Raw genomic sequence first — 12380 nt, 5'->3', positions numbered from 1 at the left:
GCTCATGGAAGTGCACCAGATCTGTTTTCCCGTCGCGGGCACACGAGCCGCTGCCGCATCCGCACGGCAGCAGCTCGCTGCCGGGATACGGGCCTGGGGCGCCCTCCTCGACCCGGAGCTCCTGGACTCGGCGGAGCTGGTGGCCGCAGAGCTGATCACCAACGCGGTACGGCACACGAACGACGGTCCAATCGTGGCCACCGCCCGCCTGAACAGCGACGGTCTGCTGATCGAGGTGACCGACGCCAGCCCCAACGTCCCGCGGGTCGGCCTGCCGGATACGGAGAAGGAAGGCGGACGGGGCCTGTTCCTCATCGCCGCACTCGCCGATCGCCACGGATTCGATCCGACGCCGTCCGGCAAGCGCTGCTGGGCCCAGTTCAAGGTCAGCGCCCCGCTCCCGCCCCACCGCGCCTTCCAATGCAGAGGAGTTGACTGTTGACAGCTGTACGAGTTCCGCCAGTCGCCGCCGAAGTGGTCGCCGTCCGACCCGGCAGTCCCCTTGCCGGTTCCATCACCGTCGACGGGTCCAAGAACGCGGCTTTGCCCCTGCTGGCCGCCGCTGCGGCCCTGCACCGCCCGGTGCATCTGGGAAACGTCCCAGCGAACACGGACGTCGAGACGATGCTCACCCTGCTCCAGCAGGCTGGCTGGCACGCGGCCCGCCCGATCAGAGATCCGCACACCACGGTGATCCTGCCGAGCGACAAACCCCAGCCGGGCCAGGATCCCGAGGTCGCCGCTCGTATCCGGGCCTCGTACTACCTCGTACCGGCTCTGCTGGGCGCATACGGCCGCGCCTGGCTGCCGTGGCCGGGCGGCTGCCGGATCGGCGAACGTGGGATGGAATTGCACTTCAAGGTCTACGAGAGCTTCGGCGACCGCACGACCATCGACGACAACGGATACCTCGTCGAGGCAGCCGCCAGCCGGACCGGAACCGTGTCCCTGGTGCTGCCCTTCCGGTCCCGCGGGGCGACCATCGCCGCCCTCCTGCGCGCCGTCGTGGCTGGACGGTCTCTACGCCTCGGGAGGCCCAACCTCTCGCCCGAGGTGCTCAGCGTCGTTGAAGCACTGCAGGCAGCAGGATGGGAGTGCCGGGCCAGCGAGACCGTCCTGGCGCTCGAGCCGGCCGCCTCCGTCTCGGCGGAGACCATCGTCTGGAGGGTGCCCGGCGACAAGGTCGAAGCCGGAACCCTGGCCTGCGCGGTCGCTGCGACCGGCGGCAGCGCGCACATCTTCGGCGTACGCGGCGACGACGTCGCTCCTCTGATCAATGCCTTGCAGTGGATCGGTGTCCCCGCCGGCGTGGAGGGCGGTGCTCTCACCGTCCAGGCCCGCGACGCCGAGCCGACCGGCCGATCGCTGCGAGCCATCGCGTCCCTCTCCCCGGAGGGCCTGGACGCCGACTTCGAACCGCCACTGATGGCGCTGGCCCTGGGGTACACCGGCAAGCATCTGTTCGCCGACGCCATCAATCCCGGTCGCCACAGCAACCTGCTGCCCCAGCTCGCCCGCTTGGGTTCCGAGATCCACGAGCTGTCGCCCACCGAATGCCACCTCACCGGTCCGCAGCGGCTGACTGGCGCCGGGGTGGAGGCCACCGACATCCGCACGGGCTCCGCCCTGCTCATCGCTGGCCTCACCGCCCGCGGCGTCACCACCCTCGGCGGCCTCGACCAGCTCCGCCGCGGCCACGCCGACCTGCCCACCAAACTCCACGCCCTCGGCGCCGACATCTGCGAGGTCACCCCATGAGCCGAGAACTCCTCCGGATCACGGCCACGACCGATGTCCACTCCGCCTTCGACACGGGCGCGCCGATGCTCGCCCACCTCCACACCGCCAGGGCCGACAGCCTGATCGTCGATTGCGGCGACTTCTTCGAAGGCAGCGGCTTCTACCGCTTCGGCAAGGGCCAGATCGAACGCGAAATCCTCACCAGCCTGTACGACCTGCTCGCCCCGGGAAACCACGGCTGGCCGCACTACTTCGAACCGGATCTGCGCGTGATGACCGTATGCGCGAACACGATCGACGACGATGGCGAGCCCCTCTTCGACCGCGTACGCATCGAGCGCATCGGCGGCCGGCGAGTCGCCGTCACCGCGGCGATCGGCCCGCAAGCATTCAACGCGATCCCTGCTGACCAGCGCGCGGGCCACCACGTCACCGACCCGGCTCAGGCTCTGCGCGAGCTGATGCTGGAGCACCATCACCGGACCGACGCCTGGATAGTGCTGTCCCACTCCGGCTTCGACGAGGACCTGAAGCTGGCCGCGGCCTGCCCGTTCACAGACGTCATCTTCTCCGGGCACTGCCACAGCGACACCTACGGACCCGTCCACGTCGGCGACACCCTGGTGGTCAAAGGCCGTGAGCTCGGCATCGGCTACGCCACCGCCGAGCCCGTCGGCACCGGCTGGGCCGCCCGCACCTGCGCCTTCCCCACCCCATCCGTGGCCCCCGAGGACCTCGCCGTACTGCAGGAGAAGATCGCCTTCATCGGCCGGATGCTCGCCGCCACCCTCGGCACGGTGAACGCGCCGTACCGGGACACCGAATTGGATCGGCACCACCTACTGCAGGAAATCGCCGAACGGCTCCACACCGGGTTCGGGGCCGACGCGGTCGTTCTCAACGAGACCGCCCTGCGGCCCACCTACCTCGGTGACCGGCTCACGCTTGGGGACCTGCTGGCCATCGAGCCCTTCGACAACCAGCTCGTCCACGCCTTCCTCCCCGACACCTACACGAAGGACCTGGACGGCCTGCTCACGCGCCTGACCGAACAGGTCGGCCCCCTGGCCATCGCACCCCGGCCACTGCCAGCGGGAATCCGCTCCGTGCTGACCACCGGCTACCTCGCCGACACCTACCTCGGCGGACGCACCCGCCAGGCCGGGCTCCGGCTCGGCCAGGCCGTGCGCCGCACCATCGCCACCCCACTGCCCGAAGAGAAGGGAGAGACCGCCCGATGATCCTCACCGGCCCCGAGATCACCGCCGCCGCCCACGACGGACGCTTAACGATCACCCCCTTCGAGCCCGAGCAGGTCAACCCCAACAGCTACAACGTCCGCCTCGGCCCCACGCTGCTGACGTACACCGCAGCGGTCATCGACGCCCACCAGCCGAACCCCACACAGGTGGTCGAGATCGACGAGCACGGGTACGTGCTCCAGCCCGGCGAGCTCTACCTCGGCCACACCCTCGAACAGGTCGGCTCCGACACGTTCGTACCGCTGTTGTTCGGCCGCTCCTCCGTCGGCCGACTGGGACTTTTCGTCGAGATCACCGCCCCTATCGGCGACATCGGCTTTCACGGGCAGTGGACGCTGATGCTCACACCGATCCGGCCGCTGCGGGTGTACGCCGGCATGAAGATCGGGCAGATCATGTTCTTCGTCTCCACCGGTTCCATCACGCTCTACCGCGGCAAGTACCAGGCCGCCACAGGCCCGCAGCCCTCCCACTACTGGCAGGACACGGCCCGCATCCCGGCGGTCGCCTCGTGATCCTTACCGGCCCCGCGATCGCCGCCGCCATCCAGGCCGACGAGATCACCATCGACCCGTACGACCCCACCCGCCTCTCCCCGAACGCCTACGACTGGCGCCTCGGGGACACGATCCGCATCTGCGACAGCGACCTGGACGCCGCCGCCCCGACTGCATTCACCGAGCAGACCATCCCCACATCCGGCCTGGTGCTGAAGCCGGGCGTGCTCTACCTCGGCGTCACGCTGGAGAAGACCGGCTCCGAGACGTACGCGCAGATGCTCAACGGCGACCGTGCCACCGGCTCACTCGGCATCTGGGTCCACGTCTCCGCCCCGCTCGGCCACCAAGGCCACGCCATCCGCTGGACCCTGGAGATCCGCGCCACCAAGCCCGCCCGCATCTACCCGGGCATGACCTTCGGCAAGCTGATCTTCCTCACCGCCTTCGGCACCCCGGCCAGCTATCAGCAGCAACGCGCCAAGTACGCGGCCACCAGCGGCATCGACATCTCCCGCCTCTACGAAGAGATCTCCCGAGGAGCGCTGTGAGCCCCCTTGTCCGCCCGGCCACCGGACCGCTGGCCGCCACCTTCCTCGACCTGCCCGCCGGGAGCCCCGGCGGCAGCGTCGAACTCTTCCTCGACCTCTACACCGGCGACAGGCCCCTCATCCCCGCACGGGCATTCATGCTCACCCCGCCCGGTTCCACACGCCGCCCCCGAGCCGGCCTCGACCTGCTGCCCGTGGCCGGGAAGTGCCTGGAGGGCCCCGCCTTCGACCGCTACGTCGCAGCCCTACGCGAAGCTCTCGCGTCCGCGATCGACCCGTCCCAGATAGGCGTCCTGCACCTGCAGCACCTCGCCTTCGGCGCCACCCCCGCCCTGCTCCGAGCCCTGCCCGCACACCCCAGGATCGCCCTGGTCCACGGCACGGACCTGCTCTTCGCAGGAGTCCACCGCAACCAGCTCCAGGTCCTGCGGGAGACCGCCAGGGCCGCCCACGCCATCGTGGTACCCACCAGTGCGATGGCCGACCACCTCCTCAAACTCGCCCCACAGGTGGACCACCGGAAAATCGCCCACATCCCCTGGGGCATCCCCGACCACCTGATCACCGACCCACCACCTCGGCCTGCCCGCACGTCCACTAGCCACCTGCGCCTGCTGTACGCGGGTCGTCTGACCGCCGAGAAGGGCGTGGAGGCCCTGGTCAAGAGCCTGGTCCCCGTCCGAGGCGTCGAGCTGAGCATTGCCGCCCCCAGATCCCAGTTCCATGGCCTGGCCCCGCTGCTGCAGCGGGCAGGTGTGAGGGCCCGTTACCTCGGCTGGCTCCGCCGTCCCCAACTGTGGAAGGCGTTCACCGAACACGACGCGCTGGTCATGCCGTCCACCACCCTGGAGGCCATGGGCCTGGTCGCGCTGGAAGCCCAAGCCTGCGGATTGCCCGTCCTCTACCAACCCGTGCCTGGCCTCAGCGAAGCCCTCGCCGCCTCCGGCATGGCTACCGACTTCACCCACCCCGCCGCTCTCACCCGCGACCTCGACCGCCTGCGGACCACCCCCGGCCTACTACCAGCCCTACGACAAGCGGGCTACGCGAACGCCGCCCGCTACCCCCTCCCGGCGACGGCCCAGGCCCTGGCCGACCTCGGCCACCAGCTCACCTGAAACACGCTCACACATCTGGCCAGTGCGGCTGCTAGACCACCAGATGCCTGGTCAGAGCGCTGCGCCTAACAGCGTCGGCTGCTAGGTCCAGCACGGTGCGAGCAGCAGCGTGGCAACGAGAACGCCTGTGCCACGGCCGATGCCAGACACGCCATTGCCCCGCGCGTCCCGCCCGCGTCACTACGCTGACCCAGCGGGATGCCCACGGCGAACAGGGAGACCATGACGTACCGCACCGACTGCATCGAACAGCTCCTGAGTGAGGGCGTCCGCAACAAGGTCTACCCCGGCGCCGTGTGGGCCGTCGGCGACGCCGCGGCCACGCGCGCCCACAGCACCATCGGCGTCCTCGACCCCGACGAGCCGGACGTACCGATGCGGCCCGACACCGTCTTCGACGCCGCCAGCCTCACCAAGATCCTCGCCGTGTGGTCCTCCATCGGTGCCCTTTGGGAGGAAGGCAAACTCGATCTCGACTCCCCACTCGGCACCCTCTGGCCCGAGGTCGAAGGTCACCCGCTCGGAGCAGTGACCGCCCGCCACCTCCTGACCCACACCGCTGGCGTCCCACTGCGGGCCCAGCTCAAGAACCTGTACGGCACCGACCCACAGGACATCCGCGACGGCGTCCTCCACGAAGCCCTGCACCGCCACCCTGGCGAGGCCGTCGAGTACACCGACCGGGCCGCCCTCATCCTGGGCTACCTCGCCGAACACCTCTCCGCTCAGAGCCTCGACCGGCTCGCCACGGAACGAACCTGGCAGCCGCTGGGCATGAACTCCACTTGCTTCGGACCACTGCCCGCCGAGATCGCCGCCCGGTGCGCGCCAACCGAGCTCGACCAGGACACCGACACCCATCTCAAGGGCAATGCCCACGACTTCTCCGCCCGACTCCTGGGCGGAGTGTGCGGCATCGCCGGCGCCTTCACCGTCCTCGACGACCTCACAGTCTTCCTGCGCTACATGCTGGACACCGCCGCGGCCCCAGGGCGGGCCGGGTTCGGCCCGGCCTGGACCACGGAGTCGCTGACCATCCAGACCGGCACCCTGGAGCCCGCACGTGGCCTGTTCTGGCACCCCGCCCCCGGAACCGCTCCTGCCGACGACGTCTGGGTCCACTACGGCTTCACCGGCACCGGCATGTGGGTCTGCCCCAGACGCCGACGGTGGGCGGTGCTGCTGACCAACAAGCTCTACTACACCCGCGACCGCCAGCCCCTGACGGACCTTCGCAACGCCTTCCGCGAGCTGTCCTTCGGCTAGAACGGCAGCTGCGCAGCCAGCCGGCTCATCCCGCGCGGCGAGGAGCAAACGTGGCGACCAAGCCGTGGGGGACGCTGACACACCGCTGACACTGAGCACCAAGCACGGGTTTCGCCCGTACCTCCCAACCCACAAGACCAGGCTCAACCCCAAGGTGGCCGCGATCAGCACACGTTGTCAGAGCCTGCCAGTATCCTGACGGTCACTGATTTCGAGGGGGACAGTGTCAACCGTTCGTTCTAGCCGCCGGATTGAGAGGGCAGGCGTCAACGCCCTGCGCGCACTCCTTGAGGAAAACGATCACATCGTTCAGGAGATCGACGGAGGGAACGATCACGGTGAAGACATGATCGTTAACTTCACGCGCGGCGGCAAGAGAACGGGATACTGGATTGCCATTCAGGTAAAAAGCGGCAAGAAGTACAAGCGGGTCAATGGATATGCGATACCCGTAGAGGACCACTTCGAAGATTGGCGACAGAGCCGCATCCCCATCATTGGCGTCGTTTACGACATGAAAAAGAGAGAACTGTTCTGGATCAATCTCACCGAACAGTTACGATCCGTAGACGAAAGCCCTGGCTGGATTCAAGTAGCAAAGACCTCACGGCTCAACGCAGACACGGTTCACGAGTTTTACGCAGAAATTTCAACCTACGCCGGCGATTCCAGGATGCGCATTCGTGCGGCGAGTCAGGAAGAGGCGCTCACCGAAGCCGTGCGCGCCAGACGAGGGCTGGACCCTCAGACAGCACCCAACCCCCTCTACGAGAGCATGGCGGACTTCGCCCTTCGCCACGAGGAACGCCTTCACGTCATCTTAAGAGACCTGCGGCGGTCCCTTCCCTTGCAAGCCTTGGCCTTGATCATGCTATGGGAGTGGCCCCGCCAAATCCGCTTCGTTGAAGGATCTGCGGACATTAGCCCAGTCCCGTGGGTTCTCGGCCTTTACTCCTTCATGCTTCTCATGGGCTTGACCATATTCTTCGAGTTTAGGGCTGGGCGAGTCCCCAGAGAAACCGGCAAATGGCTCTCTCTAATCGCGGGCAACTTCCTCTGGATTCCGATAATGGACCCTGACGGGGATCGCGGCTGGTGGGGAACAACTTGGATCGTGGCCGGAGTCATCGTGCCCTCGCTTGGCATCAAATTTTTGATTATTAGCTTCGTCGGGTTTGCCCGCGACCGAAAGAAGAAGCAACTCCAATCACACATTTGAAAAACTCCGGCATAATCCCCATGAGTCGCCATTTTCATGCAAGGACGTAGGGCTGATCGGTTCGATCCCGGTGGCTCCCTCACCACCGCAGGAAGGCGAGGCAGTTGTGCACCGCAGCGTTGTCGCCGAAGCGTCGACTAGTAGTGCTTTGTCGGGTCCGGGACGTTGACCGTGAACCCGGCGATCGACGGCCTCGGGGCACGCCTGCGACCTGCGGCGAACGGCGCGGTCGCCGAGCAGACCCACTACCTGACCCCGCCGTATCGTCGCAGGTCAGCGACACCCGACAAAGCACTACTAGGCGGGCTGCGGGTCAGAGGCTCGAGCCTCGATGCGCTAGATCTCCAACAAGAGCGCCAATGCCGAGCGCAGCACTGCCTGTTCTTCGACTTCCGTCTCCACCTCGACGGCCCACACCTCCAGCTGGAAGTGCGCCCCCCGCCGACGGCATCGCACCGCTCTCCGACCTCTTGGGCCCGGTCTCCCGTTCCCTCGCCCTGCTCACCGTCGCTGGCCTCTGACTGTCGCTGTGTGCCCGGCTGAATGACCACCGCCTTCGAGGCGAGGTCGGGTGTGGGGTGCGCTTGATCAGGAGGGGGGTTCTCTTCGAGCGGGGCTCCCTGAATCTTCAACGCATCACGAGTCTGGGTGGGGCAACATGCGATTGGGCGATCCGGAGTCATTCGCGGGCCATGAGCTGGGCGAGTATGGCCACCACCGTGACAGCTCCCACTACGGCAGCCCCGAGTTTGGGGGCATGCAGGGTCAGGGCGCCGACGAGGGCGCCGACCAGCAGGAGGACTACGAGGCGCACGCTGATCTCTTCCATGAGGACCTGCTTTCCGTGTGCTGCCAACTGGGTTGTGCACCAGCGTGGACGCCACATGGTCAGCCTTGACGGCCCCAAGACGATCACTGACGACATCAGCCAAGAACAGCTATCGTCTGACGGTGTGCGACGGCCTCGGGCGATCGTGTGTTCAGGCGTCGGGGCGTCTGGTTTACAGGATCTGACACGGAACAACCGGGAGGGGCAGAGATAGTGGTCGCCCAGCCGTGGAAGAGGCCGGAGCTGTCCGACCAGCCTGACCTGAAGAAGCTGAACGATGAGCTCCACGATCTGAGACTGGACGCGGGGCTCCCGTCAGCCCGGACTATTCGCGATCGCGTCGGGAAGGATGCACAGGACTACTGGATCGTGAACCACCAGGCAGTGCTGGACACCTTTCAGAAGCCGGATCTCCCGCCTTGGGGCCGCCTTGAGGCCATCGTCAGCGCCCTAGCCGAAGTTGCTCGACGCAACGACGTTGACGGCGAAGTCGACCGTTTCAAGAGCCTGTGGAAGCAGGTCGTCAGGGAAACGGTGATGCAAGCCTCAGTACACCCTCCGGCAGATACCGCAGCCGACTGCGATGGTGACGCGGCTGACCTTTTCGAGGACCTGTGGAAGTGGTCGCAGGACGACAAGGAAACAAGCGGGCAGGCAGCAGAAGGGCCACCGGCCAGCGCCGAGACTCCTGCCGACGCCGACCAGGCCACTGCGCAGTTCAACTACGCGGAGGAGTCCTTGAAGGGCCTGATCCTCAACGCAGCGCAGGCCCTGTGGCACGACAAGGACGCGCTGAGAGTGTTCCTTGGTGTGGTGCGCCGCAGCGAGGGGTTCGTGAAGATGGCTGACGCAGCGGAGGAGCGAAGGCCGGCGAACGCGACGTTCTACGGCGTGAAGAGCAGAGAGTTCGAGGTGGACTACTCTCCGGCGCGATCGGAACTGGTCACGCTGCATCGCGTTCTAGACCAACACAGGCTGAAGCAGAAGTGGTCCTTCACCGACTTGGAGGAGCAGACGGGTGTCTCCGCGGATGCATGGATCCGCTGGTACACCCATGACGAGCTGCCCGAGCGTGAGGCGCTCGTTGCGTTCTCGCACATGGCGCGCCTGACGCCAGAGGATCACGTCCTGCTGCTCGGCCTTTGGGACGCGGCCCGTGATGCATCGGAGGTGCAGATACGCTCTGCCGCGTTGCCGTCCAGCATCAGCTTCGATGAGGCGTGGACGATGCGTGACCCGGCCGCATCGAGGTTGTGGGCGCTCGCCGGTGTCGGAGGCGACGGCATGACCGCGTACGGCCCTGATCTGGCCCGCGGCACGGCTCCGGCATTCGTTGTGGCCGGGTCGGCCAGGTCGGGTCGCTCCACGGCACTGGTAAACATCGCGCGCTCTCTTCTCGCAGCCGGCACCCGGCTCGTGCTGGCCACGCCCAGGCCGTCACCCTTGCGGGAATTGGCCGACCGGGACGGTGTGATGGCCTGCTTCGTGGAGGACAACATCGGGCACAAGCTCGACGAAGTTTTGTCGGAGGCGTCTACTGAGGAACCGGTCGCTATCGTGATGGACGACGCGGAGATCTTGAGCGAATGTGATGCCTGGCGCCTGCTGAAGAACCTATTGCAGCACGGCTTCGACGAGGGTACGGCGCTGGTCCTGGGCGGCGATGAAGGCAAGCTCCGGGGAGGCTACCGCTGGCTGAGCGAGGCGAAGAAAGCCCACCGCGGCCTCCTGCTGTCCCCCCAGAATCCGCACGCCGGCGATTGGATCGGCATCAAGACCGGAGACTCCATTATCGGCAGCCCTACCGCTCCTGGCCGGGGCTGGCTTCATCTCGGGGACGGCAGACTATTGGCAGTGACCGTGCCACACTAAGGGCTGTCCCCACTCGCAGTGCACTGTGCCAAGCCCGCGCCACGATGCCCCAGAACAGCTCACATGGTGACAGCCGCTGAGCTCATAACCAAGTAATGACTTACGTGGTGAGGCCATGTTGTGCGCAGGCGTGATCCGCGAGGGCGCGTAAGGCACCAGCGGTTCGGCTGAGGACCTCAAGGAACTGCTCGTCTGGCTTCAGACCCGCCAGGCCCGCACTAGCCAGAGTGGCGTCCCAGTTCGTTCCGCGGGCGTGGGCGGCGCCCGCGGAACGCAGACGCTGCAGGACACGCAGAGGCTCCACAAGAACGTTGGGATCGCCGCTGGTGGACTTGACCCATGCGTCCAAGCAGTTCAATGACGCCATCGACCGTTCGGTTACCCCCGGAAGCTGCCTTAGCAATTTGACATCGAGGTAATCCACAACGCCCTTCGCAAGGATCATCGTCAGTTTGTCAGCTTCGCCTTGCTCGCTGGTGAAGGGCCGGTGCAGTCCCTGGAAGTCGATCCTATCGGAGACATGCCACTCCCTGTAGACCGGACTCCCCAAGAACTGCGTCATAGCATTGCTGAAGCGCTCGCGGGCCTCATAGAGCTCCTGTAGAGGCTCATATGGGCCGACTCCCCATTCGCCAAGGATGTCTCTGCGGTATCGGGTTTCGTCCTTACCTCCTCGCGGGGGGACGTTGAAACCTCTCCAGTGGTCGCGTTCCTCGCTGGGAAGGCGACTACCAAGGTCGCCAAGGTAGACCTCAACAAGATCCTCTGCGTTACTGCCGATCGGCAGGCCCCACAACCGCAGGCAGCTCAGATAGCCATGTTCGATCCGATAACGCGAGGGCTCACTTCCGTAATGCGACAAGACCTGGCGACGAAAGTAGACCCTGGTCAGGTAATGCGGCGTCCCGCGATTAGTGAAGTGACTACTTAGCCTACTTGGATCGCAGGTAGCCGTGACTTCTTCACCCGTGTCGGGGTCTCTGTCGATGATGAATTCAGGGAAGCGCTCCTGCCTGGGGTGCGGGCGCGCGAGCTGCTCAGGCGATGCGTTAACCGGCAGCACGACGTACTTGCCGCATAGGCGCACAAAGCCAGGGTGCTCCGTCATGGAGAGGCTGCCGCTGTAGCAGGCGAAGTGGCGCTCAGACGTCCGCTCCACCGCGTCAATCTGGGGGTCGAGGACGGCATCCAACCAGTCGACACGGTTGTGTTGAACGACCAAGATCCGCTTGCGGATCGCTAGGTATCGACGCAGCGGCATTGCAGCCACCTCGATATGCAACTCGGCCTCGACCTGCCGGGACCGGACGAGCTCGTGATCGCGCCCAGCGTCATCCAGGTAGTACCAGGAGCCCGCCGATCTTGGAATCGCGTCGAAGTACCAAAGGAAGGATGGGGTGAACTCGACCGTAGGCTCTGCAAGCCCATGATGATCGCGGCGCTGCGCAAAGAACTCTGCTTCGGTCTCTGGGTCCACCAGCCCTTCTTCGAAGTGCATGGCGCCCGGACCGGTGGTCCACCATGAGCTCCCGATATCCCCGTCGTTCCAGGTGTAGTCCTGCAGTGCCTGATCCATGGCATCTGGCCGGATTAGGTAGCAGCCGACACCCCAGTCGCGATCGCCAGAAGAGAAGCCGAGGATCGTCACCCAGGCAGTGGGAGCCGATTTGAGCACAGACAGGTACGGTTCCGGCCGTACTTCGGGGGGTAGATCCTCGGGCCGTCCGCTGTTGTAGATCATCACGGCCACCTCCAAACGCACACACGCTCCCCGCCCACCGTTGACCACAGGTAGGCCGACAGCCAGTCCCCTCTCTCCAGGGTGCCGCGGCTGCAGCATGACCTGGGCGGCAGCACCCGTCGAGCCCGCACTTGTGCGTGAGCGATGCGTGAGCGGACGGTGCGGGAGGAGCTATCACAGGATGGATCTAGCGGCCTGCCGCGTGGCGCTGATTAGGCAAAACAGCGCCACGCGGCACAGCCAGGTACCACCCGGCAGGGATTCGATCCCACTCCTAAAGCGGGT

General features: G+C 66.0%; 11 protein-coding genes. 9 read left to right on the top strand and 2 right to left on the bottom strand.

Annotated features, from left to right (window positions below; genetic code table 11):
• The first annotated feature begins 4 nt into the window (after nucleotides 1-4).
• The 8 genes from Q3Y56_RS21700 (at nucleotide 5) to Q3Y56_RS21665 (ending at nucleotide 7653) form a co-directional block, all read left to right on the top strand.
• The gene (locus tag Q3Y56_RS21700) at nucleotides 5-442 is read left to right on the top strand and encodes an ATP-binding protein (RefSeq protein ID WP_304463523.1); all 438 of its coding nucleotides are present in this window, start codon (nucleotides 5-7) and stop codon (nucleotides 440-442) included.
• A 32-nt stretch (nucleotides 443-474) separates the two neighbouring features.
• A complete protein-coding gene (locus tag Q3Y56_RS21695; protein ID WP_304465721.1) occupies nucleotides 475-1758 on the top strand; it encodes a UDP-N-acetylglucosamine 1-carboxyvinyltransferase in 1284 nt (427 codons plus the stop codon).
• Nucleotides 1755-2981 carry a metallophosphoesterase gene (locus Q3Y56_RS21690; RefSeq protein WP_304463522.1) on the top strand — a complete coding sequence of 409 codons (1227 nt, stop codon included), beginning with the start codon at nucleotides 1755-1757 and terminating at the stop codon, nucleotides 2979-2981. Before Q3Y56_RS21695 ends, Q3Y56_RS21690 begins: the two co-directional genes overlap by 4 nt.
• Nucleotides 2978-3517: a dCTP deaminase gene (gene dcd, locus Q3Y56_RS21685; RefSeq protein WP_304463521.1), complete on the top strand. Its 540-nt coding sequence runs from the start codon at nucleotides 2978-2980 to the stop codon at nucleotides 3515-3517. Before Q3Y56_RS21690 ends, dcd begins: the two co-directional genes overlap by 4 nt.
• Nucleotides 3514-4050: a deoxycytidine triphosphate deaminase gene (locus tag Q3Y56_RS21680; protein ID WP_304463520.1), complete on the top strand. Its 537-nt coding sequence runs from the start codon at nucleotides 3514-3516 to the stop codon at nucleotides 4048-4050. The genes dcd and Q3Y56_RS21680 overlap by 4 nt, the downstream gene beginning before the upstream one ends.
• Nucleotides 4047-5168, top strand: a complete 1122-nt coding sequence (locus Q3Y56_RS21675) for a glycosyltransferase family 4 protein (RefSeq protein WP_304463519.1) — start codon at nucleotides 4047-4049, stop codon at nucleotides 5166-5168. The genes Q3Y56_RS21680 and Q3Y56_RS21675 overlap by 4 nt, the downstream gene beginning before the upstream one ends.
• Nucleotides 5169-5390: 222 nt before the next feature.
• Nucleotides 5391-6434 carry a serine hydrolase gene (locus Q3Y56_RS21670; RefSeq protein ID WP_304463518.1) on the top strand — a complete coding sequence of 348 codons (1044 nt, stop codon included), beginning with the start codon at nucleotides 5391-5393 and terminating at the stop codon, nucleotides 6432-6434.
• Nucleotides 6435-6657: 223 nt separating this feature from the next.
• On the top strand, nucleotides 6658-7653 hold the full coding sequence (locus Q3Y56_RS21665) for a DUF4365 domain-containing protein (RefSeq protein WP_304463517.1): 996 nt from the start codon (nucleotides 6658-6660) through the stop codon (nucleotides 7651-7653).
• Between the two features lie 679 nt (nucleotides 7654-8332).
• On the opposite strand, the gene Q3Y56_RS21660 is transcribed toward Q3Y56_RS21665, so the two are convergent.
• Nucleotides 8333-8482, bottom strand: a complete 150-nt coding sequence (locus tag Q3Y56_RS21660; RefSeq protein WP_304463516.1) for a hypothetical protein — start codon at nucleotides 8480-8482, stop codon at nucleotides 8333-8335.
• Between the two features lie 213 nt (nucleotides 8483-8695).
• Between Q3Y56_RS21660 and Q3Y56_RS21655 the strand changes: the two genes are divergently transcribed.
• Nucleotides 8696-10354: a hypothetical protein gene (locus tag Q3Y56_RS21655; RefSeq protein ID WP_304463515.1), complete on the top strand. Its 1659-nt coding sequence runs from the start codon at nucleotides 8696-8698 to the stop codon at nucleotides 10352-10354.
• A gap of 100 nt (nucleotides 10355-10454) precedes the next feature.
• On the opposite strand, the gene Q3Y56_RS21650 is transcribed toward Q3Y56_RS21655, so the two are convergent.
• A complete protein-coding gene (locus Q3Y56_RS21650) occupies nucleotides 10455-12095 on the bottom strand; it encodes a hypothetical protein (protein ID WP_304463514.1) in 1641 nt (546 codons plus the stop codon).
• Nucleotides 12096-12380: the final 285 nt, after the last annotated feature.

The organism is Streptomyces sp. XD-27 (genome assembly GCF_030553055.1).
GTDB lineage: Bacteria > Actinomycetota > Actinomycetes > Streptomycetales > Streptomycetaceae > Streptomyces.
This window is presented reverse-complemented; position numbering and strand designations above follow the sequence as displayed.